We start from the raw sequence: 24,815 nt of genomic DNA on the forward strand, positions 1-24,815 counted from the left end.
TCTTTGGAACAGTATAGCGGGATTGGCCGCAGCGGGGAACCCCGGTCGTATGCAACTTGCCTTTCCGCTGTTTAATAAACTGTTGGCGTGCCTTTATACGCTTTTAAATGTTGCAGGATTAAGATAATCATATCTTATTTGAGGAGTGTGTAAGATGTATGCAAACGGTACGATTGTCGTCGTGGCGGACCTGGGACGGCTCAAGGCATACCGAGTCGTCGTCACGGAGGGAAATGACCCGCACGAAACGATGCAGGTCAGTCATGCCAATCCGATGGATACGAAAACGACGGCGGTGCACCTGGAACTGCTGACCGAGCGGGACTACGTGGACGCACGTCACCCCGTTTCAGAGTCGATGAGCGACAAACCGGGACGGTTTGACGTTTCCACCGGTGAACCGCATAACATGCTGCTGGAAAAAGATCGCCGGGGACTCGAGGCGGTCGCCGATGATATCAACGCCCTGATCACGGACGCGGCACCTGAAACGTGGTGCCTCGCTTTCCCGAAGGAGACGAACGGCCAGTTGACGGCATTGCTTGATACGCGTATCGTCGACACGCTTGCCTGCAATCTCGCGAAAAACCTTGCGCAGACACCTAAAGAGGAACTGCTCTCCCACTTCGCCTAACGGGGAGCTTCCCCGCCTTCACGAGCGTGATAGATTTCCATCGGCATGCCGATGGCGATGGGGTTGTGCAGCATGACGCTGCGTTTGGCGTCGCCGTCGGTAACGAAGAGATCGTAGGGGACGTAGAGAAGGCGGGCCGATATCTTCTTTTGTACCTGGGCCTTCTCTTCGAGGTGGATGCGGATCCCCTGGGGCGAGGGCGCGTTGTACTGCTCGGGGATGGTGACGCGCGCCACGAGGGCGACGGCGTCGATATCGCCCATCTTCACTTCGCCCCTGAGGCGTTCGAGCAGGGTTTCGTAGCACTGCTTCTCTTCCCCGTCGTCACAGGCCATATCGCGGACGGTGCCGTCCTGGATCAGCAGCTTGGCGAAAGGGACGAGGGGGCAGTCGTTTTCCAGGGCCAGCATGGCGTCGGCGACGCAGCGTTCCACCATCTCGAACAGTTTCTCTTCGTCGGTCATTTTTTTCCTTTCAGGGCCGCGTGCCCCTTGTACCATTTGCAGCGCTTTTTCTGCTTGATGGTATAGACGTTGTACTGAAACTTCTTGCCACAGTCGGAACAGGCAAAGACGGCACGGTTCTTTGCTTTCATATAGCGCACAAACAGGAAGTTGCCGACCTGGTCGCCTTCGCGGTAGACGGTTTTTTCCTTCTGCGAGGCCAGTGCGGCTGCCTGTTCGGCATCTTCGCGCTGCCGGCGCTGCCATAGCGGTTCGTCGTCCTCTTCAAAACGGCTGCTGTCGACACTGTAGTGCTCGGTCATCGGTAGAACGCCTTGGCGGGGGCAGAAAAGACAGGGCTCGGGAAGTATGTAGACATGGAATCATTATATCCTATCCGGCACCACGGTTAAAACCGCCAAAATTTCGTCCGTGACCATACATTTTGTCCGTGGGTGTGTTATGATCTTGTTAATAGAAAAGTACTAACAAAAAGTGTTAACGATGGAATATGAACTCAATATTCGCGAAGTCATCTATGCCCTCTCAGAAGCCCTCGACCTTGTCGGCATCGACGATACGCGCCACGGCAAGCGGGTGGCCTTCATGGCGGCCGCCTGTGCGAAAGAGGCCGGTTTCGACGATGACTTTATCGATGAAATCATCAGTATCGGCATGCTGCATGACTGCGGCGTTTCAAAGACCGAAACGCACCGCAGCCTGGTGACACAGCTGGAGTGGAAGGATGAACAGTTTCACTGCGAACGCGGCGCCATCCTGCTGGGAAAGGTGAAGCTTTTCGCCCGCTTCTCCCAGCCGATCTATTATCACCATACCCATTGGGATATCCTGGAACACCTGCCGGTCGACGCGCGTGTCAAACAGATGGCGAACCTGATCTACCTCGCCGACCGGATCGATGCGCTGCGGGTACAGCTGGAGGGTTCCGACCTGGAGCGGAGTGACGAGATCGAGCGGATCATCCTGGAGCATAAAGGGAACTTTTTCTCCCCGGAACTGGTCGACGCATTTGTGGCCGCCGCACGCCGGAACTCATTCTGGTTCTACCTGGCGGACGAGCCGCTGGAGGAGCAGCTGCTCGAGTGGGTCGGTCGGGGAGAGATCCTGCATCTGCCCTTTACGGAAATAAGAGAGGTGGCCCAGATGTTTGCCGACATCGTCGACGCCAAAAGCCCCTTCACCTTCGAACACTCCTTCGGGGTGGCGGCACTCTCCAACTTCCTGGCCCGGGGGTTTGGGCTGGACGAACATACCCGCGAGACGGTGGAGATAGGGGCTCTGCTGCATGACCTCGGAAAACTGCGGGTCGATGATGACATCCTGAACAAGAAGGGTCGGCTCAACCACGGGGAGAAGATGCTCATGAACCGGCACGGGTTCGATTCGAACATGATCCTTCGGCGCATCCACGGTTTCCGGGAGATCGCCCGTATCGCTTCGCTGCACCACGAGATGCTTGACGGCAAAGGGTACCCCTACAGCCTTGAGAAGGAGGAGATCCCCCTCGAGGCACGGATTGTCACCGTGGCCGACATCTTCCAGGCCTTGGTACAGACACGCCCTTACCGGGAAGCGATGGCGCCGGATGCGGCCTTCGCCATCCTGCAGGAGATGGCCGACGCCGGGAAGATCGACAAAGCCGTCGTGAAAATGATCGGCGCGAACCTCGATCAGGCTTACCGGTTGGCAAAGTACAAGGAAAGGGCAGAAGCCGCCTGAGACACCTTTTAGGTACAGGAAAAGATCCGGGGTTTAGCCGCGAGCGGTCTGCTCCAGGAAATGGAGCATGTTGCGGTAGTGGTCGCCGTGCCAGTAGATGCGGCCGCATTCGGGGCACTGCCTGAAGGTGTCAAAGGTCTCGTAGACCTGTTCTGGCACGGCCTTACGGATGGCGGCGGCGCAGACGCGCACGAGCGGGGCATTGCAGACAAGGCAGCGCCGATGTGCATCATCACCTACTTCCACCCCGAAATGCGCCGCCAGTTCGCATAGCTGGTCATGGAGTTCGACGGTGCCGAGCAGGTAAACCGCGACGTTTTTGCGTTGCGCCATGGCGGCGTCCCGGGTAAGGATGGTGCGAGCCTCATCCCGGGCGATTTTGATCAGTTCGGTGTCAGGGATGGTCGGGAAGAAGAGGGTGTCATACCCCATAAAGCGGAGGTATTTGGCGAGTCTGCCCAGGTGGCAGTCCGCGATAAAACGGAGTGTACCGTCTTGAAGCGCACTGCCCATCAGGCTTCGGGGATGGACTCGCTGACGCTGCTCCAGTCGTCCAGGCTGGCAGGGACGTTGCCGTACTCGTTTTCCAGCCTGTCCCACTCGGGATAGTCGGTGTTGAACGCGGCGACGTCTTCGGCCGCTTTCTCTGGACTCTCGTACTCGCCGAGCATCTCCTCCTCGATCCAGAGCTCGTAGCGCTCGTGGCCGGCCTGGCGGATCTCGAAGGTCCCGATGTCCGTGTTGAAAAGGTAGTTTCGCATCTGCTCCTCCTTGGTGCCTATAATGAAGATTATACCGTCATTACGGCCCAACTGTCATCTTTGAGACACTCCGTGAGCATCTCGCCGGTGTGGGTATTCTCGACCCCCAGCGCCGCAAGGGCATCCGTAACCGCATAATCCTCCGTGCAGACGATGCAGGCGCTCATGGTGACGCCGCTCGCTTTCATCTGCTTCAGGCGTGCCTGAACCTCTTCATCGGCGGCGGCCAGCTTGATGGAGGGCCCCCAGATCATCAGGTGTGCCTCCTCCCAGTAGCCGCGCTCGAGAATGACGGAGCCGTAGAGCAGTGGAAGTTTCATGGCGACCTCTTTGTCGCCGTTCGTCCAGACGATCAGGAGTTTCGTTTTCGACATTGTTTTTGCCTTTTTGGTAAAATTCTATCCTAATGATCCGAGAAAAAATCGCAACCGCCGCTTACCGCCTGAAACACAATCCCGCCCTGCGCCGCAGTCTCGTGCAGATGAAGCCTAAAAAAACGGTGTGGGGCTTTTTGGGAATAGTACTCTTCTTTTTCGTCCCCGAGATCATCGCGTTTGTCTGGGGTGCCGACATCACCGCCTACGCCCACGCGAAGATGCTCGAGGTCCCCGCCGAACCGCTGGCCACCTGGTACGAGCTGCTGGTCATGCTCTTCGAGGAGGGCGGAAGCTGGGTGAACCTTGGTATCGGTTGCGCCTGCCTCGTCTGGCTCTTCCTGTAAAAAATAGCTACCTACATTAGCTTCGGTGCCCGAAGCGCATTAATCAATAGGCTCAGGGTCGTTAAGCGTGCCTTGAAAGCCGCTGCGGAGGCCCAAAGTCGGGAGCAGCGAGCGATTCGCGCAACGACGATTTTCTTTTGTTTCTTTTCTTTGTAAAAAGAAAAGATAGAGAAGAGTATTGTTTTGCCACTTTTTTAGAAAAAGTAGCGCAAAAAGCGGCCTTTCGCGAATCGCTCATCCCTCCCGGCTTTGTGCCTCCGGGATGGCTTACAAGGAGCGCTCAAGGCCAATTCTTGATTTCATTGAATGCGCTTCGGGTGACCGAAGCTAATAGGAAAGAAAGAGCTTCGACAAGTCGAAGCGCATTAGATAAATTTGAACCTGTCGTTCTGCGCTCCTTGAAAGCCGTTGTGGAGGCATAAAGCCGGGAGCAACGTGCGATTCGCAGAACGACGATTTTCTTTGGTTTCGTTTCTTTGTAAAAAGAAAGGAAAAGGAAGACTCTTTACCACTTTTTAAGAGGAACAAGAAAGTTTGAGGTTCTTGTGTTCGTTCGGCGTCGATTTGGCGTAACGCTCGAACTGCGGCAGTTCGTCGAAGGGGTTGCGGGCGATGGTCAGCAGATCGGCGACCCCGCTGTTGTCGAACCTCTCCGCTTTTGCAATCGCCTCCTGGAGCATATAGTTCTTCAGCACGTATTTCGGGTTGATCCGTAACATAGCGGCGTGGCGCTCCTCCATGATGCGATTTTCCTGCAGCAGCCGGGTGTCGTACTCCGCCAGCCATTCGCGGACGGGTTCGCGGTCGACACAGATATCGAGCAGCGCTCTGCCGTCGCCGTCGTAGCGGCTGAGGATGCGGAAAAAGAGGGTGTAGTCCGCCTGCGACTTCTGCAGGGCGGTGAGCATTTTCTTCAGCAGGATGATGTCATCTTCCTGCTGCGTTGCCAGTCCCATCTTGGCGCACATGATCCCGACGTAGGTCTCGGTGTAGACGGGGCCGTAATCTTCGAGCTTCTTCTCCATCCGTTCAACGGAGACGATGGGTGAGAGGGCGCGGGCGAGCATGGAGAGGTTCCAGGAGGCGACATGTGGCTGCTGCCCGAAGCCGTAGCGGCCGTGGGTGTCGGTGTGGTTGCAGATAAAGGAGATGTCGTAGTTGTCGAGCATGGCGTAGGGGCCGTAGTCGATGGTGAGACCGCCCATGGACATGTTGTCCGTGTTCATGACGCCGTGGTTGAAACCGACGCTCTGCCACTGTGCAAGCAGACGGGCGGTACGGTCGACGACCTCGGCGAACATGAGGAAGTAGGCATCCTCTTCGCCCTGTAGGTGCGGGTAGCTCTCGGCGATGACGTAGTCGGCCAGGGATTCGAGCATGTCTTGCTCCTCTTTGTAGTAGAAGTACTCGAAGGTACCGAAACGCACCCAGGTCGGCGACATCCGCAGCACGATCGCCCCGCGCTCCAAGCGTTCGCGCACGACCTTCGTCTCCGAACCGATCAGCGCAAGCGCGCGGGTCGTCGGGATGCCGAGGTGGTGCAGCGCCTCGCTCATGAGGTACTCGCGTACGGAAGAGCGCAGAACGGCCCGCCCGTCGCCCATGCGCGAGTAGAGAGTCTCGCCGCTCCCTTTGAGCTGCAGGTTCCACTCCCCGGTTTTACCGAGGTTGATGGCCCGCCCGTCACCCAGGCGGGGGACGAAATGACCGAACTGGTGGCCGGCGTAACACATGGAGAAGGGACGCGCGCCCTCCGGCAGGAAGGTGCCGTTGAGCAGCCCGACGAGTTTGTCATCCGATGCGGCGTCCGGGGAAAGGCCGATCAGCGCGGCCGCATCGGGGTTGAAACTGATGAGATAGGGGTTTTTCAGCGGGTCCGGTTCGGTGGGGTCGTAAAACAAGGGGTCGAGTGCAAGGTAGGGGGTGTCGAGTGTGAGTGCGTCCAAAGTCATACGGACTTTGTACATTTTATGTTCTAAAAGCGCAGTAACGTGCGGCGATCCGTTTTCGCCGCCTCTTTTTCATCCCTCTTCGCCGACGAGGTAGGGGTTGTTCAGTTCAGCGCGCCGGCGCAGGTCGACGGCGGATTGCACCGCCGTCTCTCCCACTTCCGTCCACGCTTCGATGCCGGCGGGAACCCGCACGGCTTCGCTCTCCAGGTTGTCCCATTCGATATGACCTGTATTGAATGATGCGACGTCTTCCGCCGCATCCCGCGCCGTCGCATATTCGCCGAGTTTCTCATACTCCAGCCAGAGTTCATACATGCGGTGGTGGCGGCTGTTCGTAATCTCGAACGTCCCCAGGTCTGTATTGAAGATATAAGTATGCATCTGTTCTCCTCTCTAAGAACGCATCATCCCTTCTACTTCGCTTTCACTTTTTTGTCGGCACGCTCTTTGACCTTATAGTCCTTGATGTGCTTCTTGACTTCCTGCTTCAGCTCTTTTTTCAGGATATTCTTGAGCTCTTTCTTGACGTACTTGCTGACTTTTTTCTTGTCGATCATCTTAGGCTCCTTCGCTCTTGGAATAACCTATGATAAGGCAGAAAAACTTAAGAAATGCCCTAGGGGGTGTGGGAAAAGCGCGGCTCAGCCGGCGGGAATATCGCCGCGTACCGTGCGGCGGGAGAGGCAGGAGGGGTAGGAACGCGCCACGCAGATGGAGGAGGCCTCGGACTGGATCTGCGCCTCGGACGGGGCCGGGCGCTCCTGAAAACGGCGTATGCCATGCACCGGCGGGGCGACATAGCCGAGTGCCGCGAGCCGGGCGGCAATGGCGTCGCTCATGCTGAGCACCGAGGAGGCTTTGACAACCTCGCAGCGGGCGTAGCGTTCGCCGACGAAGGAGACGTCTGCGGCGCGCAGGGTCGGGTCGTCGCCGGGGATCTGCTGGGCGCCGAAGAGCGGTTTGGACGCGACCTCGGCGCTGATGAAGGCGGGAATGTAGCGGGCCATGTGTTCGATGGCGCGGCGGCTGCGCTTTTCGACGCAGGACCACTCCCACTCCCGGTCGATCATCTCGATGAAGCGCTCGGAGAGCGGCGGCTGTGCACTCGACGGCGTGCTGCCGACGAGCCCCTCGTCAAAGAGGGTGATGTCGTTCGTCATGCCGTGCAGCTGGATCAGCCCGCAGGGGTAGGGGGTGAACTGGGCCATGCCGTTGGGGGTGCCGCGCTCGCCGTGGAAGATCACCTCGGGCCAGACGTCCGCCTCTTTCCACTGGGTGACGTAGGCCGCTTTGAACTCGACCATCCGCTCGCGCTTGAACCCCAGCATGTCGTCGATCTCCCCGGTGCGGAAGCCGGCGGCATTGACGAGGTAGTCGAAGCGCTGCGTCTCGCTCTGTCCGCCGGAAGCGGCGGTAATGAGAAAGCCTCTGCCGTCCCCGGTCTGCTGTACCGCCGTCACGTTTGTTTCGAGCCGGAGGTCGCAGTTGCCGAGGCCCTGCAGCGACAGCGTGGCGCCCGCACCGAGGCGGAAAAGGTTGAGGCCGTACTCCTGGACCATGATGAGCGGGAATTTGACCGTGGAGAGGTCGACCTCGCGGGCGACGGGGATCATCCACTCGTCGGGCGTCCGCGGCATTTCGACCGGTTCGCGTGTGCGGAGCGCTTCGACGCTTTCGCGGTCGTAGACGCGGAAGTAGGTCTCCGGGTCGCCCAGGACGCGGTTGCGTCCGTCCTCGGCGATGAAGCGGCGGTATTCATCCTGGAGTCTGCGCAGCCGGGGATAGAGCGCTTCGGGTGCGCCCGAGTCGGTATGGGGGACGGCGATGACGGTGGGGCGGAAGTCGACGGCGTAGGGGTAGAATCGCAGCAGGTCGATGGACTGGCGCAGCAGGGTGACGCACTGTTCGTCGGAGATCTCGCGGTAGAGATTGCCGCCGGCGTGCAGGTGGCAAAAGGGCGGGCCGGAGACGAGGCTCTCCCCCTTCTCGAAGAGGGTGACGTCCAGGCCGAGACGGCCGAGGGTCAGTGCCGCCGTCGCCCCGGCGATACCGCCGCCGATGATCGCGACCCTAGCCACAGGAGACTCCGAACGGCATGGCGAGGGCGCAGAAGGTTTCGCAGACCAGGTCCGGGTCATAGGCGCTGATGGCTTCGTCGTAGTTGTAGCCGTAGCCGACGCCGATGCTCTGCATCCCCGCCGCTTTGGCGGCGAGGATGTCGTTTTTCGAGTCGCCGACCATGATGCAGTTGTCCGGGGCGACCCCGAGGGTTTCGCAGGCGTGCAGCAGGGGCTGGGGATCGGGTTTCTTCTGCGGCAGCGAGTCGCCGCCGAGGGTGAGTTCGAAAAGCGTGTCCATGCCCATGCTTTGCAAGATGGGTTCTATGAACGCGTAGGGTTTGTTGGTAATGATGGCCAGGCGGTAGCCTTGCGCATGCAGCTGTCGTAGCACTTCGGGCACATGGGGGAAGGCGGCGGTATGGACAGCCAGGTTCTCGGCATAGTGCTGCATGAAAACGTCCAGTGCCGCGTCGACGGCACCAGGGGCAGGGTAATCCTGCTCGCCGTAGGCGGCATGCAGGGCACGCTCGACGAGGGTGCGTGCGCCGTTGCCGACCCAGCCGCGGACAAGTGACTCTTCAAAGGCGGGTTTTCCCAACCCGGAAAGCATGTGGTTGATCGCCGCCGCGAGATCCGGGACACTGTCGATAAGGGTACCGTCAAAATCGAAGAGAATCAGCTCTTTAGTTCTGAACATGGATCAATCATTACCTTATATATAATTTTTGGCGGGATTATAGCGCAGCCCGATTAATCCCGTTTTCGTTAAAATGGCTCCGTTTAAAGCTTAAGGGTACTGCTAATATCACCGTAAGTGCATTTTTAACACCAACGAAAGATTCACCATTATGTCCAAGACCATCACCGTTATCGATACCTTCGGCTTCTTCTTCCGCAGCTTCTATGCGCTGCCGCCGCTCACGAACAAAGAGGGATTCCCGACCGGGCTGCTGACCGGCTTCGTCAATTTCATCGACCGCCTGCACCAGGACCACTCCAGCGACTACATCGTTTTCGCCCTCGACGCGAAGGGGCCGACTTTCAGGAACGAGATCGACCCCGAGTACAAGGCGCACCGTCCGCCGCCGCCCGACGAGCTCAAGGCGCAGCTCCCCATCGCCATCGAGTGGATCGAGAAGATGGGCTTCAAGACCCTGATGCAGAGCGGGTTCGAAGCCGACGACATGATCGCCTCCATCACGAAAAAGGCGGTCGAGGCGGGGATGATCGTGCGGATCGTCTCGCACGACAAGGACCTCTACCAGCTCATCGACGACGACCGCGTCGTCCTCGTCGACGCCATCAAACGCAAGGACGTCAACGAAACGGAGTGCCTGGAGAAGTACGGCATCCGACCCGAGCAGTTCACCGACTACCAGGCGCTGCTCGGCGACAGCGCCGACAACGTGCCGGGGGTCAAGGGGATCGGAAAAGTGACGGCGCAGAAGCTGCTCAACGAGTACGAGACCCTCGAAAACGTCTATGCGAACATCGACGAGGTCAAACCGGCCGGCGTGCAGAAGAAACTGCGCGAAAACGAAGCGAACGCCTGGATGTCCAAAAAGCTTGTCACCCTGCGCGACGACCTCTTCGAGACGGTGGAGTGGCACGAATTCGACATGGATGACCGCAACCCCTTCGTGCCGATCGTGCCGGAGCTGCTGCGCTACGAGATGCACGGGATCATCCGGAAGCTCAAGGCGAAGAAGCTGATCGGCGAGGAGGAGATCGCCGCCGAGAGCGCCGTGCAGACCGAGGAGTGCCCGCTGCCGGCCAATGCGGGTTTCACCGCGAAACTGGTCACCGACGAAGCGGAACTCGCCGCGCTCACCGGCGCGATCACCGCAGAGACCCTTGTCGCTTTCGATACGGAGACGACGGGACTGGATTACCTCGACGATACCCTGGTCGGTTTCAGCTTCTGCCTCAATGACGAGGAGGCCTACTACGTCCCCGTCGCGCACAGCTACCTCGGCGTACCGCAGCAGGTCGGCAAAGCCGCGGCCGAAGCGGCGCTGCGGCAGATCTTTTCGGGGCGGGTTGTCGGGCATAACCTCAAATTCGACCTCCACTTCGTCAACCACTACCTGGAGGGGTTTGAACCCTCACTTTATGCCGATACGATGATCATGGCATGGCTCGCCGCCCCCGAGAGCGCGCTCTCCCTGGACAAGCTGGCGCAGTCGCACCTGAACCATACGATGATCAGCTTCAAGGAGACGGTCAAGAAGGGGGAGAATTTTTCCGGGGTGGATCTCGCCGATGCCTGCGGGTACGCCGCGGAGGATGCCTGGGCGACCTTCAGGCTCTACGCCAAACTCTCGGAACTGCTGAAACTGCAGGGCGGCGAACACCTGCTCGAAGAGGCCGCGGAGGTGGAGTTCCCCTTCTCCCTGACGCTGACCGCGATGGAAGAGGCGGGGATCAAGGTCGATACAAAGGTGCTTGCGACCTTCCTGGAGGAGGCGAAAACGCGCCTTTCCGAGCTGACGCAGAGCATCTACGAGCTGACCGGCAGCGAGTTCAACATCAACTCCACGAAGCAGCTCGGCGAAGTGCTCTTCGAGAAGCTGGAACTGCCGGCCGCCAAGAAGACGAAGACGGGCTATTCGACGGACGAGAAGGTGCTGAGCTCTTTGCTGGAGGCGCACCCGGTTATCGAGAAACTGCTCGAATACCGCGAACTGCACAAGCTCGTTTCCACCTACCTCGACCCGCTTTTGCAGCTGGGCGCGCAGCGTCCCGACGGGCGCATCCACACCTCCTACGTGCAGACGGGGACGGCGACGGGGCGGCTCAGCTCGAAAAACCCGAACCTGCAGAACATCCCGACCCGTACCCCGCTGGGCGCGCGCATCCGCGAGGCCTTCGTCGCCGAACCGGGCAAAAAGCTCATCGGCATCGACTATTCGCAGATCGAGCTGCGGCTGCTGGCGCACTTCAGCGAGGACCCGACCCTCATTGACGCTTTCAAAAATGACAGGGATATCCACCTGAGCACGGCGACGGCGCTGTTCGGTGAGGAGGAGGCGCCGAAGAAGCGCGGCATTGCCAAGACCGTCAACTTCGGGCTGCTCTACGGGATGGGGCAGAAGAAGCTCTCCGACACGCTGAAAATTCCGACGAAGGAGGCGCGCGACATCATCACCCGCTACTTCGAGACCTTCCCGACGGTCAAATCCTACTTCGCCTCCATCGTCGAGCGCTCCAAGGAGCAGGGGTACGTCGAGACCCTGCTGGGGCGTCGCCGCTACTTCGACTACGACAAGGCGACCCCGATGCTCAAGGCCGCCTACGAGCGCGAATCGGTCAATACGGTCTTCCAGGGCTCTGCGGCCGACCTGATCAAGATGGCGATGAATCGCATCGACGATGTGATAAAAAAGGAACGCCTCCCCGCTACCATGCTGCTGCAGATTCACGACGAACTGATCTTCGAGGTGGATGCGGCGCAGGCCGATGCGCTGGGGGCACGTTTCCAGTCCATCATGGAAGAGATCTTCCCCCTCCACATCCCCCTGCGGGCGTCGCTGAACATCGGCGCGCACTGGGGCGAACTGAAATAGGTTCTGAATAAGCAGCACTTATTCAGGCACTCCCTTGTCTTGAAAGCCTTCGTTAACCGAAAATGACTACAATTACGCACTTTGGGGGCTGCGCGCTCCCGACTGCATGAAAAGGAATGAGATGAAATACCTCCTCTCCATTATCGGCTCCATGAAAACCATGGCCGTGCTTATGATGGTCTTTGCCGTCTCGGTCGGATACGCGACCTTTGTCGAAAATGATTTCGGTACACCGACGGCAAAGGCGATGATCTACAACGCCCGCTGGTTCGAGGTGCTGCTGGGCGTCCTGGCATTCAACCTCGTACTCAATATTATCCGCTTCAAGATGTGGAGGAAGGGCAAAGGGCTGGTGTTCCTGTTCCACTTCGCCTTCCTTGTCATCCTCTTCGGTGCGGCGGTCACCCGCTACGTCGGTTACGAGGGGATGATGCACATCCGTGAGGGGGAGACGGAGGACAAGATCACCAGCTCCTCAAGCTACCTCAAGATTGTCTATGACGACAACGGCAACGTCGGCGAGTACAAGCAGCGCCTCTACCTCTCCAAGCTCGGCGGCAACGACGTCGATACGGCTTTTGACGTCGCCGGCAAGCATGTCAGCGTCAAGCTGCTCGAATACATCCCGACGACGCCGTTTACAGCGTCGTAGAAGCCGCGGACGGCAAGCCGATTGCCAACATGATGATCACGGGCGGCGGTGCTCCCGACCAGATCCAGCTCTCCCTGGGCGAACAGTACGAAAACGAGAAACTCATCATCGATTTCGACTCCGGCAAGCCGCTGCATGACGGCAAACCGGTGGTCCGCCTTTATATGGAAGGCGACAGCCTCAAGATGGCGAACGGTTTCCCGATGACCTACCTCAAGATGGATGACCAGAGCAGCGGCGCGGTCGCCCCGTCCCTGGAGAACAACGCGTCGACGCGCACGCTCTATACGACGGAGAACGGCGCGAACTTCGTCGTCCGCAGCTTCCTGGCCAAAGGGAAGAAGACCGTCGTCTCCCAGGAGGCGAAAAAGAGCGGCCCGATGATGCGCAGCGCCACGCAGGACGCGATGCGCCTGCAGTTCAGCGACGGCAGCGAAACCAAAGAGGTCGTGATCATGGGTACGTCCGGCCAGGTCGGCGTCCCGGAGCCGCTGACGCTCTCGGGCATCCCGATGTCGGTCAGCTACGGCGCCGAACTGATCCGCCTGCCGTTCGCCCTGAAACTGACGGACTTCGAACTCGACCGCTACCCGGGGTCACAGTCGCCGATGTCCTATGCGAGCGAGGTCGTCCTGATCGACAAGGAGCAGAACATCGAAATGCCTTACCGCATCTTTATGAACCACGTACTTGACCACCGCAACTACCGTTTCTTCCAGTCCTCGTACGACCGCGACGAGAAGGGAACCGTCCTCTCCGTCAACCATGACCCGGGAACCCTGCCGACCTATATCGGCTACTTCCTGCTGGCCGTGGGGATGTTCGGTGCGCTCTTTGCCAAAGGAGGGCGTTTCCGTCAGCTGGGCAAGATCGCCAAGCGTGCCGCCGAAGCGAAAGAGAAGCTTGCCGCCGCCTTCGTCGCGGCGCTGCTGATCGCGTTCGCCCCGCAAAACGCCAAGGCCGATACGAACCCGATGATCAAGGAGATCACCTCCTTTGACCGTACCCATGCCGATATGTTCGGGGCGCTGGTCGTCCAGGACAGCAACGGGCGGATGAAGCCGGTGGACACGCTCAGTACGGAGATCCTGCACAAGATCAACCGCGGCGACACCATTCTGGGCCTCAATCCCAACCAGATCCTGCTGTCGATGATGCTGATGCCCGAAGCGTGGCGCGACATCAAGATGATCCGCAGCGACAAGCTCGTCAACAAGGAGCTGGGAATCGACGCCGGTGAGAAAACGCTCGCCTTCAACCAGTTCTTCGAATACCCCGAGGAGCTGGCCGGCTACAAACTCAACAAGTACGTCGAAGAGGCGATCCGCAAGGCCCCGGGCAAACGCGACAAGTTCGACAAGGCCGTCATCAAGGTCGACGAACGCGTGAACGTCGCCTATATGGTCTATACGGGTGCGCTGCTGCGCCTCTGGCCGGATGCGGCGGACACGAACCATAAATGGGTGGCCACCATCGATGCGATCAACGGCTTCACGCCGCAGGAGAGCATGGTGGTCCGCTACCTCGCGGCGCAGTACTTCTCTGCCATCGACGACGCGGTCAAAAGCGGCGACTGGGGCAAGGCGGACGCCGCCCTGGCACAGATCACCGAGCACCAGAAAAAGGCGGGTGCGCTCGTTTACCCGGATGAGAGCAAGATGAAGCTGGAGATCTGGTACAACCACGCCAACATCTTCGAGCGCCTCTGGCCGCTCTACTTCCTCGTCGGTTTCGTGCTGCTGGTCTTCGCGTTCGCGCACATCATCAACCCGCGTGTCAAGCTGGGCCTCTTTGCCAAAGGGGCCTACGGTCTGCTGGTACTCTTTTTCCTCGCCCATACGGTCGGCCTGGCGATCCGCTGGTACATCTCCGGGCATGCGCCGTGGTCCAACGGCTACGAGTCGATGATCTATATCGGCTGGGCGTCGGTGCTGGCGGGCTTCATCTTCTCGAAGAATTCGCCGATTACCCTTGCGGCAACCTCCATCCTGGCCGGGCTGATCCTCTTCGTCGCCCACCTCAACTGGATGGACCCGCAGGTGACGAACCTCGTCCCGGTCCTGCAGTCGTACTGGCTGAGCATCCACGTTTCCATGATTACCGGCAGCTACGGCTTCCTGGGGCTGGGGGCACTGCTGGGCTTCATTACGCTGATCCTTTTCATGTTCAACTCGGGCAAACGCTCCAAGAGCATCTCGCTCTCCATCAGGGAACTCAATGCCATCAACGAGATGAGCCTGATGGTCGGTCTGGCGACGCTGACGGTCGGGAACTTCCTCGGCGGTGTCTGGGCCAACGAGAGCTGGGGCCGCTACTGGGGCTGGGACCCGAAAGAGACCTGGGCGCTGGTGACGATCCTTGTCTACGCGGTCGTTATCCACCTGCGCTTTATCAAGAAGATCTATACGCCGTACCTCTTCAGCGTCATTTCGCTGCTTGCGTTTACATCGGTCCTGATGACCTATTTCGGCGTCAACTACTACCTGGCGGGGATGCACTCCTACGCCAAAGGCGACCCGGTGCCGATCCCGGATTTCGTTCCGGTGACCTACGCGATCGTCTTCGCGGTCATTGCACTGGCGGCCCGCCACCGCAAGCTGGCGCCGCTGGATGCGGAGTAGAAAGTTCCGCTAATATTCTAGACGTTTTCCCCTTCCGGTGCCGTCGGCACCGGCACTTCCCTCCATTTATCCAGACTGTTTTTATCCCTTCCGTTCCAAAGTTGTACCGGCCCGACTAACGTCGCTATTTTTTTCCTTTCAGTCCTTGTGGTTTTATGGGATTAAATAATTTAGATATAATTTTTTTCGAATTGAAAAACAGGAGAGGCGAATGCTGAAAGTAGTGATGATTGCACTGGTGGCAATGGGTATCCAGCTGATGGCGGCGGATCAGAAATTCAATCTGAAGTTCAACATGCTCAAACTCAATGCGGAAATGGGCGAAGCGCGGGAGTATATGATCCGCAACGACCGGAAAGAGGCGCTGAAAGTGTTCGCGCGTCTCAAAACCGAGGTGCATGACCTCCTGAGCAACAAGGAGAAGATCGAATCCATGCTGCCGCCGGAGAAGAAGCAGAAATCAAACATCGCCCTGGAATCGGCCAAAATGATCGCGGAAAATATCGAGCTGATCGAGGATGCCTACGGACCCAATACGCGTGACCTGACACCGCGCAAACAGCAGATCAAAGCCCAGCGGGCCTACACTTCTATCGAGCTGGCCTGTTTCCACTGCCACAACCTGGTCCGCGACGAACTGTAGCACCCAACCCTCTGCAGACGCTGCGGCACCCCGAAGGGGTTTTTGGGATGAAAAAAGGCACAATGAAAGGTATGATCTCAAGAGGGGAGTCCCTGTGATACAACCAGAGTCGTGGCCGCCGATTTACCTCTATATCGCCTTTGTGGCCGCGGCGCTTGTCGTCGGCTGGTTCGGTATCAAGATGACGACGACGGCACGCGACCTCGCCCATGAAACGGGGATGGGTGAAGCGTTGATGGGGGCACTTTTTATTGGTGCGTCCACGTCGCTTTCGGGACTGACGACCTCCGTCACCGCCGCCGCATCCGGTTTTGCGGAGCTGGCCGTCAGCAACAGCCTGGGCGGCATCGCGGCCCAGACCGTTTTTCTTGCCTTTGCCGATATCGCCTACCGGCGGGCGAACCTCGAACACGCCGCCGCTTCGGCAGAAAATCTTTTCATGACGGCCCTGCTGATGACACTCCTGAGTATCCACATGGTGGGGATCGCCGTTCCCGATATCAGTTTCTGGTCGGTGCACCCCGTCACGCTGCTGCTGCTTGCAGCGTACCTGCTGGGTATCCAGCTGTTGGCGCGCACGCATACGATGCCGATGTGGCTGCCGCGAAAAACACGCGATACCCCGGCGGAGAAACAGCGCCCCGCCTCGCACAGGCCGAAGGGTATGACAGGGCTTTGGGTCCGTTTCCTCATCTACTCATCCGTCGTGGCTGCCGCGGGATGGTTCCTGGCGCAGCTTGCCGTTCCGATCGTGCAAAATTCGGGACTCTCCTACGGCATCGTCGGCGGGATTTTCACGGCTGTCTCGACCTCCATCCCCGAACTTGTCGTTGCCGTTACCGCCGTGCGTATGGGGGCGCTCAACCTCGCCGTCGGGGATATCATCGGCGGAAATGCGTTTGATACGCTCTTTATCGCGGCGTCGGATGTCGCTTACCGGGAGGGGCCGATCTACGCCGCCGTCTCCGGTGCGGAAGTGTTCTGGCTCGCGGACGCACTCGTCATGACGGGGGTGGTTATGATGGGGCTGCTCTACCGCCAGCGCCACGGGCCGGGAAACATCGGGCTTGAAAGCACGATGCTGCTGCTGCTCTATTTCGGGGGCGTGGCCCTTTTGGGATTCGGGGCGGTGTAGAAGGGCGTCAGCGGACGACCTCCCACGTCTCCACATGCCCCTCAACTACGGTAAAGAGCGGATGGGGCTTCATACCCTGTAACGAAACGAGCGTGTTGTACCGCTCCGGGTCGCGGCGTTCCAGTTTGTTCAGCAGGTGGGTCCATTCGTAGGCAAGCTGGCCCTGGGTGACCGGCAGTGCATCGCATGCAGTGTATTTCGCAATTTTTTTCCTGTCGAACCTGTAGCCTCTGCTGTCCGCCTCGTCCGCCACGAAACCGAGATAGCAGGCGATGGCCGCCGCGGGGTCGGCACACTGCTTGAAACGGATCAGCTGCGGATGGTTCCTGTACCCCTTTGTCTTGCCGAGCAACACGTTCTGCGCCAGCAGCGCTTCGCGCCACAGCGCCACCAATCCTTTGGCGTCGAGGTATTTGGGGTGGAGTGACCAGAGTCTCATCTCTCTCTTTTTCCTTGTTCCCATACGGTGAGCGGGGAAGAATGTCCCACTATACTACAGGTATACCAAAAGCGGGATCACGCCTTCGTCAGGTTGATGACGCGTGCAAGGGCATCGTTTTTCGAGAGCGTAAGCCGGATGACACTATCCGTGCGGGCCTCAAGGGAGTGGGGGACATGGGCCTCAAAACAGACGATCTGTCCGCGAAGCAGGTCGGCTGTATCGCTGCCGGACGTGACGGTGACGCATCCTACAAGCACCATGACGGTGATAGGACCGGGCGCGGAGTGCTCCCTCATGATGTTCCCCTTGCCCATACAGATGCGGATCTCCTTGGAGAAAGGGCTTTCGAGTATCTTTTCGGCGATGACCCCTTCTCCGAAACGCGGCGCTTCAAGAAATGCGAACGTGCGCATATCAGTGCGCTTTGATCATGGCGATAAAGTTTGCCGTCACCGTATCCATGGTCGCGATATGCTGCTGCAGCCATAGCGGGGTGTCGACGCAGATGTAGTTGCGGATGATTTCATCGTCTTCCCGGTTGCGCCACTCCATCATCACGAGCTGGAATTCGTTCAGCGCACGGTCGTGTTCGGCTTTGTGCATCTCATAGGCGGGGAAGCCGACTTCGCGCATCAGCTGCTCTTCGTTGGCAAAGTGTTCACGCGTATGGAAGAAAAGCGCCTCGAGTGCGGCGGAGAGGGCCGTCTCCTGGGCGCCGGTGTCGAGCAGCGTTTCGATATGGTTGAGCTGTTCGACCTCTTCGGCATGGACGGTGTTCATCTCCTCAAAGGCGATGCTGGGGAGTTCGGCAATGGCGATCATATGATGATTCCTTTTTTATCGCCAGTATAGGTTATGATAGGGGCTTGTGACATTGACATAGATCAAGTTGGAGGAGTGATGGGACTGGAACACTGCTATCTGTTCAGCCGGCTGGAAGCGGATGACCTTGCGCAGCTGCAGCAGATCACAAAGGTTAAATCGTACACCGAGGGAAGCACACTCTTTTATGCCGGGGAGCGCCCCGGGAAACTCCGCCTGATTGCGTCGGGCGTCGTGCAGGTCGTCAAGCACGATACGGCCGGCAACGAGATCGTCCTGGCCCATTTCCGCGCCGACGACCTCGTCGCCGAGGCGGCACATTTTGAAAACATCCCCTATCCGGCCACGGCGCGCTGCGTCACGGACGTGACGCTCTACGAGATCGATTTTGAGGCTTTCAAAAGCCGCTTTCTGAACCGTCCGGAGGTGGCGCTTGGGATCATCCGCTCGCTGACATACAAGATCAGGCAGCTCGAAGCGGTGATCCGGCGCACTTCGGTTGATGATGCGCAGACCCGGCTGGCGCGTTTTCTGCTGGAACATGCCGACGCGCTGCCGATGCCGAGCCAGAAGCAGATCGCGTCACAGATCAGCCTGACGCCCGAAACGGTCTCACGCATCGTACGGCATTTCAAAGCGCGGGGTTGGGTCGAGGTGCGCGCACGGAAGATCGTCATCATCGATCCGGAGGGGCTGAAAAGCCTGCAGGATGAAACGGAGTAGGGGGAAATGAATACAGGCACAGATGCATTTGCTTGTTTGGAAGCATGAACCTGTGATTCCTGCCCCAATTAGACTTTTTTCACTTTTTACTTCTGCGGAACCGTTATAATCCCATCTATGTTATCCGAACTTCCTATCCACGCCGTCCTTCCCGAAATAGGGGAGGCTCTTTCCAATTCCAATCAGCTCATACTCCAGGCCCCTCCGGGCGCGGGAAAGACGACCGTCGTACCGCTGGAACTGCTTAATGCGCCGTGGCTGGATGGCAAAAAGATCGTCATGCTGGAGCCGCGGCGGCTCGCGGCGCGGAACGCGGCGCTGCGGATGGCGGATCTGCTTGGCGAGGCGGTCGGTCAGCGGGTCGGCTACCGCATCCGTCAGGAAACGAAGGTCTCGGCTGCAACGCGGATAGAGGTCGTGACCGAGGGGATCCTGACGCGGATGCTGCAGCGCGACCCGGCGCTGGAGGAGGTCGGGCTGCTCATCTTCGACGAGTTCCACGAACGCTCCATCCATGCCGACCTGGGGCTGGCGCTGGCACTGCAGTCGCAGACGCTGCTGCGTGAAGACCTCAAACTTGTCGTGATGTCGGCGACGCTGAACGCGGAAGCGCTCAAGTGTGTGCTGCCCGACGCCGCCGTCGTGACCAGCGAAGGGCGATGCTTCCCCGTGGCTTACCGTTACCTCGATATCCGCCGCAAACAGCCCGAGGCAAAAACGGTGGCGACGGTGACGGCGGAGACGATCACGGCCGCGCTCAAGGCAGAAACGGGCAGCATGCTCGTCTTCCTGCCCGGTGTCAGAGAGATCAATGCCGTCGAACGTGCGCTGCAGGGTGCGCTGGAGAGCGACACGCTGCTGGCGCCGCTGTACGGCGATCTCGCCAGGGCGGCGCAGCAGCACGCCATCGCCCCCGCCCCTGCGGGCAGGCGCAAGGTCGTCCTGGCAACGAATATCGCCGAAACGTCTCTGACCATAGACGGCGTGCGCATCGTTGTCGACAGCGGTCTGGAACGTTTCGTCGAGTACGACGCGGCCTCAGGAATGAACCGGATGCGCACGCGCATGATCACGCAGGACTCCGCCGTGCAGCGCGCCGGACGGGCAGGGCGGACGCAGGAGGGGGTCTGCTACCGCCTCTGGCATGAAAACAAGCCGCTGGTGCCGCATGCGCGTCCTGAAATCCTGCAGTCAGACCTGGCCCCCCTGATGCTTGAGCTGGCCAACTGGGGCGCCATCGTCGATGAGCTCGCATGGGTCGACACGCCCCCGAAACACGCCGTAGACGAGGCGTCGTCTCTTTTGATATCACTTAATATGGTAGATGCGTCCGGCCGCATTACACCTCACGGCGAAGCGGCACTGTCGCTCGGCGTCCATCCGCGCATGGCGCATATGCTGCTGCATGCAAAAGCGCAGGGCTTGGGGTATGAAGCAGTGCTGCTCTCAACGCTGCTGCAGGAGCGTACCGGTTTCAACGGCACGGACCTGGGCGAGGGGATGGGGTGGCTGGACCGCTCCCTGCAGTCGGGGGCGTGCGGTAGCGTACTGCACCACGCCGTCAACGTCCTTAAAAAGCGCACGGGGTGCGAGCGAAGCGGAACGGTGAAGACGGACGCGGCGGGAGTGCTTACGGCGCTGGCGTACCCGGACCGCATCGCCAAACGCCGCGCGAGAGGGTCGGAGCGCTTTTTGTTGGCCAACGGCAAGGGGGCGGTGCTTGGCGATGCCACCGCCTTTTTACACGACGACTACCTGGCCGTCGCCGAGGCCGGGGGAGCGGGGGAGGCGCTGCGCATCTTCCACGCCGCCGCATTGAGCCCGTCAGAAGTGGAGTCGTGGTTCAAACCGCACATACGGACGGATGAAGCGGTGTCGTGGAACGACGAGGCCGGCCGGGTCGAAGCCTTGCGTACGCAACGGATCGGCGCCGTTGTCCTGGCACAGTCGCGCATCGACAACCTTTCGTCGGACCTGGTGGCACGTGGCGTGCTCGACGGCATCCGCAGGGGCGGTCTCGATCTGCTGCCGTGGACGCAAAAAAGCAGGGCCCTGCGCGAACGCGTCAATTTCGTCAACCGCCACCTGCCGGAGACGTTCGTCCCAATGGACGACGCTACCCTGCTAAAGACGCTGGAGACGTGGCTGCTTCCCTACCTGGAAGGTATCCGCGACCTCAAGGGGCTGCAGAAGCTCGATCTGTATGCGATCCTCTCCGGTCTGCTGGGCTGGGACGCGCTGCAGCGTCTCGATGCCCTGGCACCCGAAGCGGTGACAGTGCCCAGCGGCTCGACCATTCGCATCGACTATGCCGATCCCGGCCAGCCCGTGCTCGCCGTACGCCTGCAGGAGGTGTTCGGCTGGGAACGGACGCCGACGGTATTGGAGGGGAGAATGCCGCTGATGCTCCACCTGCTTAGCCCGGCGCAGCGGCCGGTGCAGGTGACAAAGGACCTGGCGTCGTTCTGGCGGGAAGGGTATGCGGAGGTGCGCAAGGAGCTGCGGGGTAGGTATAAAAAACATTACTGGCCCGAAGATCCCTACGAGGCGGTCGCGACCGCAAAAACGAAAAAGGGGATGGCCCGGGGCTGATCAAACGTGCCGGGAAGAAGTGGGCATATTTGTGTTAGCATAGCATCAGAAAATAATAAATAGGAATATCTGATGTTGACACTGCTTGCCGTTCTGATCATCTTTTTCCTTATCCTCGACCTCTACAAGAAGAATGGGGAGCTGCGCGAGCGGCTGGACGCGCTGGTAAAAGAGGACAAACACGAAAAACGCGAGAAGCCGGTCACGCCGATGGAAGCGGTGAAGGAAAAACTGCTCTCGCCTGCGCAGAAACCGGTGGTGGCCACAGATCACACTGCCGAAACGCGAACCCGGTCGGAAAAACCGGCCCATGCCGTCCCGGAAGCGCCGGAAGAGGCAAGGCCGCATGCCCCGCGGGAGGAGGCTGCGGAACCGTCGCCCTTCGCCGAAGCGCTCAACCGTTTCATCACCGGCGGCAACATGCTGGTGAAGGTCGGCGGCATCATCTTTTTCCTGGGGCTCGTTTTCCTCGTCAAATACGCGGCCGATCACAACATGATCAGCATCGAGATGCGCCTCATCGGCATTGCGCTCGGGGCACTGGCCATTACGGGGCTGGGCTGGCGGCTGCGCGAGCGTGAAGGCTACTACGGCCTTGTTCTGCAGGCACTTGGTGTCGCCTCGTTCTACCTCGTCGTCTACGCGTCGGCGAAGATGTACGGCCTGCTGAGCATGCCGCAGGCGTTCGTCATCATGCTGATCGTCGTTATCTGCGGCTCCCTGCTGGCCGTGGCCCAGGATGCGCTCATTTTGGCACTCTTCTCGGTTACCGGCGGTTTCCTGGTGCCGATCCTTACTTCCGACGGCAGCGGTTCGCATATAGTGCTGTTCAGCTACTACGCGATGCTCAACATCGGCATCCTGCTGATTGCCTGGTACCGCTCCTGGCGGCTGCTCAATATCGCCGGTTTCTTTTTCACCTTTGTCATCGCGACGGCCTGGGGCGTGCTCCGGTACGATCCTGCGCTCTTCGCATCGACGGAACCGTTTCTGATCTTCTTCTTTCTGCTTTACCTGGGCGTCAGTATCCTGTTTACCTCCAAGCAGCCCTTTGACGTCCGCGCGTTTATTGACGCGACGCTGGTTTTTGGGCTGCCGCTCGTCGCGTTTGCCCTGCAGGCGTCGATGATCGATCAATACGAGTACGGCGTTTTTTACAGCGCCGTGGCCGTAGGCACGCTCTACCTGGCGCTCTTCTGGCAGCTCTCGCGCCATACAAAAATGCAGATGCTGGCCGAGGCGTTCCGCGCGATCGCCGTCGTCTTTTATACCGTCGCCGTTCCCTACGCGCTCGACGACCGGATGACCGGGGCGCTCTGGGCGCTTGAAGGTGCGGCCGTCGTCTGGATCTCCTTGAAATATACCAAGCCCTATGGCGTTATTTTCGGGGTCGTACTGGAACTGGCGGCGACGCTGCTCTACCTTCTGGCGACCCTCGGCCGTCCGGCGGAGTACGCCTTTGCGAACGGGCTTTTTGCCGGGGGTGTGGTCATTGTCCTTGCGGCTTTCTTTACCGCTTTCAGGCTCTGGCGGCATAGCGACAACGGCCGTAAAACGTCCCTGCAGACGCTCTCCTTCCTCTTCCTCGGTACCGGTTTGGCGGTGTGGCTGCTTACGGGGCTCCAGGAATCGGAGCGCAGCAGTTTCGAGCTGGGCAATGTCATGTTGATCTATACCGCGCTCAGCGCTGCCGTATTCGCCGTGGCGGCGCGCCGTCTGTCGTGGAACGCACTGGAGCAGGTCCTGCAATACTACCTACTGCTGGGGGCGGCCACCTTCGCATCGCTGTTCTACCATTACATCGATTCGCACCCTTTCGCGGGGATCGGAAGCATCGCTGTCGTCCTTTTCTTTACCGTGCACTACGGGCTGTTGTGGCGCTTCGAGTCGGGCTGGAGACTGCGGGCGCTATTGCATGTTACGGGCTTCATCATGCTCGTGCTGATCCTGTCGCGCGAGCTGCAGTACGCGGTCATGCAGTGGACGGCGGTAGAGAGTCTGGCCTTCGGTGCATTCGGCATCCTCCCGATCGCTGCGCTGCTGCTCGTGGTGCAGAAAGAGACCTTTTTCCCGCGCCTGGTCCGCGGTCAGCTGGAACATTACCGTCTGGTGGGCGGGATTACGCTCGCGACCATCCTCGGCATCTGGGAACTCAAGGGATGCGCCTTGGACGGTGCCGTACCGTTTATGCCTTACCTGCCGCTGCTGAGCCCGCTTGATTTGCTCCAGGCGGCGGGGCTGGCGGCCTTTGTCTACTGGCTGAACCGTGTCGAAAGATTGATGAATGTACCGGAGAAGATCGCCTACAAAGCGGCCGGCATCGCGGCGTTCCTTTATGCCACTGTCCTGCTGGGAAGGGTGGTCCATTTCTACGGGGAGGTCGCTTACACGGCCTACGCCCTCTCCGCCAGCCTTGTTTTCCAGGCGTCGCTCTCCATTTTGTGGAGCAGTATGGGGATCGCCGCCATGCTCGCCGGGAAGCTGCGGGCGGAGCGGACGGTATGGATCGCGGGGGCGGGCGTACTGGGCGTGGTCGTCCTGAAGCTCTTTGTCGTCGATCTCGCCGGCAGCGGGACGGTCGAGCGAATCGTCTCTTTCATTTCCGTGGGTGTGCTGCTGCTTCTGGTGGGCTATTTTGCGCCGATCCCGCCGGTGAGGCAGGCCGAAGCCGGGGAGGAGAAGTAGGGGCTATTCGCTGAGGATGTCGTATCCGGTTGGGATCACCGGGAGGAAGAGGGTGTCGTCGAGGCTGCGGTTGACCTTTTGGGCCGAAAAGCGGATATGCACGTTGTTCTCGAAAGCGTCGTGGTAGGAGATCGCCAGCGGGATGTCGTTGCGGATGCGGATGAAGAACTCCTGGGATTTGTGGGTCGCCAGGTAGGTTTCGTCGTCGAGCTTGACGGCGTTGGCGAGGATCTTGAAGAGGTCGATCTCGTCGCGGAAGGTCTTGACGATGGCCTGTTCGAGTTCCGGTTCGATGATGGTGACTTTGTGGCCGATGACGAAGACGCTCTTCTCGACGGGCTTGAAGTAGTGCCAGTGGGCCTTGTCGGGGCGGGTCGCGTCGACATGCCCTTCGTAGGTAATGGTCTTATTGGTGTCGTCGACGATCTGCTGGGTGAAATCCGCACTGAACGTACGGATGGAGTCGGTGAACCCGAAGAGGGTTGTAAGCGCGGCGAGCAGCAGAATGAGTGTTTTCATCGTCAACCTTTTTTTGCGCAATTGTAACCAAAAATGGTGACCGGACACTCCTACACAATACCTTTATAGAAACGATACCTTCGCTTAGTTATAATCAGCGCAAA

At 59.4% G+C, this 24,815-nt stretch carries 26 protein-coding genes; 12 read left to right on the top strand and 14 right to left on the bottom strand.

What is annotated here, in order from left to right:
* Positions 1-154: 154 nt before the first annotated feature.
* Entirely contained in the window at positions 155-634 is a 480-nt protein-coding gene (locus WCX18_RS05640) for a host attachment protein (protein ID WP_345990466.1), read from the top strand.
* Here WCX18_RS05640 and WCX18_RS05645 read toward each other — a convergent pair.
* Both WCX18_RS05645 and WCX18_RS05650 read right to left on the bottom strand, forming a co-directional pair.
* Positions 631-1,098, bottom strand: a complete 468-nt coding sequence (locus WCX18_RS05645) for a hypothetical protein (RefSeq protein WP_345990467.1) — start codon at positions 1,096-1,098, stop codon at positions 631-633. The two genes, WCX18_RS05640 and WCX18_RS05645, sit on opposite strands and share 4 nt — an antisense overlap.
* Entirely contained in the window at positions 1,095-1,400 is a 306-nt protein-coding gene (locus WCX18_RS05650) for a hypothetical protein (protein ID WP_345990469.1), read from the bottom strand. Before WCX18_RS05650 ends, WCX18_RS05645 begins: the two co-directional genes overlap by 4 nt.
* Positions 1,401-1,581: 181 nt before the next feature.
* On the opposite strand from WCX18_RS05650, the gene WCX18_RS05655 reads away from it, so the two are divergent.
* Entirely contained in the window at positions 1,582-2,817 is a 1,236-nt protein-coding gene (locus WCX18_RS05655; RefSeq protein WP_345990471.1) for an HD domain-containing phosphohydrolase, read from the top strand.
* A 33-nt stretch (positions 2,818-2,850) separates the two neighbouring features.
* Here the strand turns inward: WCX18_RS05655 and WCX18_RS05660 are convergent, their stop codons facing one another.
* Genes WCX18_RS05660 through WCX18_RS05670 form a run of 3 tightly spaced genes read right to left on the bottom strand, consistent with a single transcriptional unit; the run spans position 2,851 to position 3,952 of the window.
* Positions 2,851-3,330 (bottom strand): Mut7-C RNAse domain-containing protein, encoded by a 480-nt coding sequence (locus WCX18_RS05660; protein ID WP_345990472.1) that lies wholly within the window; start codon positions 3,328-3,330, stop codon positions 2,851-2,853.
* Positions 3,330-3,578: a hypothetical protein gene (locus tag WCX18_RS05665; RefSeq protein WP_345990474.1), complete on the bottom strand. Its 249-nt coding sequence runs from the start codon at positions 3,576-3,578 to the stop codon at positions 3,330-3,332. Before WCX18_RS05665 ends, WCX18_RS05660 begins: the two co-directional genes overlap by 1 nt.
* A 29-nt stretch (positions 3,579-3,607) precedes the next feature.
* On the bottom strand, positions 3,608-3,952 hold the full coding sequence (locus WCX18_RS05670; protein WP_345990475.1) for a DsrE family protein: 345 nt from the start codon (positions 3,950-3,952) through the stop codon (positions 3,608-3,610).
* 32 nt (positions 3,953-3,984) lie between these two features.
* Between WCX18_RS05670 and WCX18_RS05675 the strand changes: the two genes are divergently transcribed.
* Positions 3,985-4,299, top strand: coding sequence for a hypothetical protein (locus WCX18_RS05675; RefSeq protein ID WP_345990476.1), 315 nt, complete (start codon positions 3,985-3,987; stop codon positions 4,297-4,299).
* Positions 4,300-4,436: 137 nt separating this feature from the next.
* A complete protein-coding gene (locus tag WCX18_RS05680) occupies positions 4,437-4,721 on the top strand; it encodes a hypothetical protein (protein ID WP_345990478.1) in 285 nt (94 codons plus the stop codon).
* 93 nt (positions 4,722-4,814) lie between these two features.
* Here WCX18_RS05680 and WCX18_RS05685 read toward each other — a convergent pair whose 3' ends face one another.
* From WCX18_RS05685 to WCX18_RS05705, 5 genes are all read right to left on the bottom strand, one after another.
* Positions 4,815-6,251, bottom strand: coding sequence for a protein adenylyltransferase SelO (locus WCX18_RS05685; RefSeq protein ID WP_345990480.1), 1,437 nt, complete (start codon positions 6,249-6,251; stop codon positions 4,815-4,817).
* A gap of 69 nt (positions 6,252-6,320) precedes the next feature.
* Entirely contained in the window at positions 6,321-6,632 is a 312-nt protein-coding gene (locus WCX18_RS05690; RefSeq protein ID WP_345990482.1) for a hypothetical protein, read from the bottom strand.
* Positions 6,633-6,664: 32 nt separating this feature from the next.
* Positions 6,665-6,808, bottom strand: coding sequence for a hypothetical protein (locus tag WCX18_RS05695; protein ID WP_345990483.1), 144 nt, complete (start codon positions 6,806-6,808; stop codon positions 6,665-6,667).
* 84 nt (positions 6,809-6,892) lie between these two features.
* Complete coding sequence (locus tag WCX18_RS05700; RefSeq protein WP_345990485.1) at positions 6,893-8,329, bottom strand: FAD-dependent oxidoreductase; 1,437 nt, start codon at positions 8,327-8,329, stop codon at positions 6,893-6,895.
* Positions 8,322-9,008, bottom strand: coding sequence for a phosphoglycolate phosphatase (locus tag WCX18_RS05705; RefSeq protein WP_345990487.1), 687 nt, complete (start codon positions 9,006-9,008; stop codon positions 8,322-8,324). The genes WCX18_RS05700 and WCX18_RS05705 overlap by 8 nt, the downstream gene beginning before the upstream one ends.
* Before the next feature lie 151 nt (positions 9,009-9,159).
* On the opposite strand from WCX18_RS05705, the gene polA reads away from it, so the two are divergent.
* From polA to WCX18_RS05730, 5 genes are all read left to right on the top strand, one after another.
* A complete protein-coding gene (polA, locus tag WCX18_RS05710; protein WP_345990489.1) occupies positions 9,160-11,877 on the top strand; it encodes a DNA polymerase I in 2,718 nt (905 codons plus the stop codon).
* A 121-nt stretch (positions 11,878-11,998) separates the two neighbouring features.
* Positions 11,999-12,529, top strand: a complete 531-nt coding sequence (locus WCX18_RS05715; protein WP_345990490.1) for a cytochrome c biogenesis protein ResB — start codon at positions 11,999-12,001, stop codon at positions 12,527-12,529.
* A 29-nt stretch (positions 12,530-12,558) separates the two neighbouring features.
* Positions 12,559-15,150, top strand: coding sequence for a cytochrome c biogenesis protein CcsA (ccsA, locus tag WCX18_RS05720; RefSeq protein ID WP_345990492.1), 2,592 nt, complete (start codon positions 12,559-12,561; stop codon positions 15,148-15,150).
* 211 nt (positions 15,151-15,361) lie between these two features.
* A complete protein-coding gene (locus tag WCX18_RS05725) occupies positions 15,362-15,793 on the top strand; it encodes a hypothetical protein (protein WP_345986648.1) in 432 nt (143 codons plus the stop codon).
* A 94-nt stretch (positions 15,794-15,887) separates the two neighbouring features.
* Entirely contained in the window at positions 15,888-16,928 is a 1,041-nt protein-coding gene (locus tag WCX18_RS05730; RefSeq protein ID WP_345990494.1) for a sodium:calcium antiporter, read from the top strand.
* A 7-nt stretch (positions 16,929-16,935) separates the two neighbouring features.
* Here the strand turns inward: WCX18_RS05730 and WCX18_RS05735 are convergent, their stop codons facing one another.
* The 3 genes from WCX18_RS05735 to WCX18_RS05745 form a co-directional block, all read right to left on the bottom strand.
* Positions 16,936-17,367: a pyrimidine dimer DNA glycosylase/endonuclease V gene (locus tag WCX18_RS05735; RefSeq protein WP_345990496.1), complete on the bottom strand. Its 432-nt coding sequence runs from the start codon at positions 17,365-17,367 to the stop codon at positions 16,936-16,938.
* Positions 17,368-17,444: 77 nt separating this feature from the next.
* Positions 17,445-17,783, bottom strand: coding sequence for a cupin domain-containing protein (locus tag WCX18_RS05740; RefSeq protein ID WP_345990498.1), 339 nt, complete (start codon positions 17,781-17,783; stop codon positions 17,445-17,447).
* Between the two features lies 1 nt (position 17,784).
* Positions 17,785-18,192, bottom strand: a complete 408-nt coding sequence (locus WCX18_RS05745) for a hemerythrin family protein (protein WP_345990500.1) — start codon at positions 18,190-18,192, stop codon at positions 17,785-17,787.
* A 78-nt stretch (positions 18,193-18,270) separates the two neighbouring features.
* Between WCX18_RS05745 and WCX18_RS05750 the strand changes: the two genes are divergently transcribed.
* The 3 genes from WCX18_RS05750 (at position 18,271) to WCX18_RS05760 (ending at position 24,192) form a co-directional block, all read left to right on the top strand.
* Entirely contained in the window at positions 18,271-18,915 is a 645-nt protein-coding gene (locus tag WCX18_RS05750; RefSeq protein ID WP_345990502.1) for a Crp/Fnr family transcriptional regulator, read from the top strand.
* 117 nt (positions 18,916-19,032) lie between these two features.
* Complete coding sequence (gene hrpB / locus WCX18_RS05755; RefSeq protein ID WP_345990504.1) at positions 19,033-21,507, top strand: ATP-dependent helicase HrpB; 2,475 nt, start codon at positions 19,033-19,035, stop codon at positions 21,505-21,507.
* A gap of 72 nt (positions 21,508-21,579) precedes the next feature.
* Positions 21,580-24,192 (top strand): DUF2339 domain-containing protein, encoded by a 2,613-nt coding sequence (locus WCX18_RS05760; RefSeq protein ID WP_345990506.1) that lies wholly within the window; start codon positions 21,580-21,582, stop codon positions 24,190-24,192.
* A 3-nt stretch (positions 24,193-24,195) separates the two neighbouring features.
* On the opposite strand, the gene lolA is transcribed toward WCX18_RS05760, so the two are convergent.
* Positions 24,196-24,711 carry a LolA-like outer membrane lipoprotein chaperone gene (gene lolA, locus WCX18_RS05765; RefSeq protein ID WP_345990508.1) on the bottom strand — a complete coding sequence of 172 codons (516 nt, stop codon included), beginning with the start codon at positions 24,709-24,711 and terminating at the stop codon, positions 24,196-24,198.
* Positions 24,712-24,815: the final 104 nt, after the last annotated feature.

It is taken from the genome of Sulfurimonas sp. HSL1-2 (assembly GCF_039645565.1).
GTDB lineage: Bacteria > Campylobacterota > Campylobacteria > Campylobacterales > Sulfurimonadaceae > Thiomicrolovo > Thiomicrolovo zhangzhouensis.

Excerpts from the sequence above, each read along its gene's own strand:
- WCX18_RS05640 (WP_345990466.1), top strand. The coding sequence starts at position 155 with ATGTATGCAAACGGTACGATTGTCGTCGTGGCGGACCTGGGACGGCTC.
- WCX18_RS05645 (WP_345990467.1), bottom strand. The coding sequence starts at position 1,098 with ATGACCGACGAAGAGAAACTGTTCGAGATGGTGGAACGCTGCGTCGCC.
- WCX18_RS05650 (WP_345990469.1), bottom strand. The coding sequence starts at position 1,400 with ATGACCGAGCACTACAGTGTCGACAGCAGCCGTTTTGAAGAGGACGAC.
- WCX18_RS05655 (WP_345990471.1), top strand. The coding sequence starts at position 1,582 with ATGGAATATGAACTCAATATTCGCGAAGTCATCTATGCCCTCTCAGAA.
- WCX18_RS05660 (WP_345990472.1), bottom strand. The coding sequence starts at position 3,330 with ATGGGCAGTGCGCTTCAAGACGGTACACTCCGTTTTATCGCGGACTGC.
- WCX18_RS05665 (WP_345990474.1), bottom strand. The coding sequence starts at position 3,578 with ATGCGAAACTACCTTTTCAACACGGACATCGGGACCTTCGAGATCCGC.
- WCX18_RS05670 (WP_345990475.1), bottom strand. The coding sequence starts at position 3,952 with ATGTCGAAAACGAAACTCCTGATCGTCTGGACGAACGGCGACAAAGAG.
- WCX18_RS05675 (WP_345990476.1), top strand. The coding sequence starts at position 3,985 with ATGATCCGAGAAAAAATCGCAACCGCCGCTTACCGCCTGAAACACAAT.
- WCX18_RS05685 (WP_345990480.1), bottom strand. The coding sequence starts at position 6,251 with ATGACTTTGGACGCACTCACACTCGACACCCCCTACCTTGCACTCGAC.
- WCX18_RS05690 (WP_345990482.1), bottom strand. The coding sequence starts at position 6,632 with ATGCATACTTATATCTTCAATACAGACCTGGGGACGTTCGAGATTACG.
- WCX18_RS05695 (WP_345990483.1), bottom strand. The coding sequence starts at position 6,808 with ATGATCGACAAGAAAAAAGTCAGCAAGTACGTCAAGAAAGAGCTCAAG.
- WCX18_RS05705 (WP_345990487.1), bottom strand. The coding sequence starts at position 9,008 with ATGTTCAGAACTAAAGAGCTGATTCTCTTCGATTTTGACGGTACCCTT.
- polA (WP_345990489.1), top strand. The coding sequence starts at position 9,160 with ATGTCCAAGACCATCACCGTTATCGATACCTTCGGCTTCTTCTTCCGC.
- WCX18_RS05715 (WP_345990490.1), top strand. The coding sequence starts at position 11,999 with ATGAAATACCTCCTCTCCATTATCGGCTCCATGAAAACCATGGCCGTG.
- ccsA (WP_345990492.1), top strand. The coding sequence starts at position 12,559 with ATGATGATCACGGGCGGCGGTGCTCCCGACCAGATCCAGCTCTCCCTG.
- WCX18_RS05725 (WP_345986648.1), top strand. The coding sequence starts at position 15,362 with ATGCTGAAAGTAGTGATGATTGCACTGGTGGCAATGGGTATCCAGCTG.
- WCX18_RS05735 (WP_345990496.1), bottom strand. The coding sequence starts at position 17,367 with ATGAGACTCTGGTCACTCCACCCCAAATACCTCGACGCCAAAGGATTG.
- WCX18_RS05740 (WP_345990498.1), bottom strand. The coding sequence starts at position 17,783 with ATGCGCACGTTCGCATTTCTTGAAGCGCCGCGTTTCGGAGAAGGGGTC.
- WCX18_RS05745 (WP_345990500.1), bottom strand. The coding sequence starts at position 18,192 with ATGATCGCCATTGCCGAACTCCCCAGCATCGCCTTTGAGGAGATGAAC.
- WCX18_RS05750 (WP_345990502.1), top strand. The coding sequence starts at position 18,271 with ATGGGACTGGAACACTGCTATCTGTTCAGCCGGCTGGAAGCGGATGAC.
- hrpB (WP_345990504.1), top strand. The coding sequence starts at position 19,033 with ATGTTATCCGAACTTCCTATCCACGCCGTCCTTCCCGAAATAGGGGAG.
- WCX18_RS05760 (WP_345990506.1), top strand. The coding sequence starts at position 21,580 with ATGTTGACACTGCTTGCCGTTCTGATCATCTTTTTCCTTATCCTCGAC.
- lolA (WP_345990508.1), bottom strand. The coding sequence starts at position 24,711 with ATGAAAACACTCATTCTGCTGCTCGCCGCGCTTACAACCCTCTTCGGG.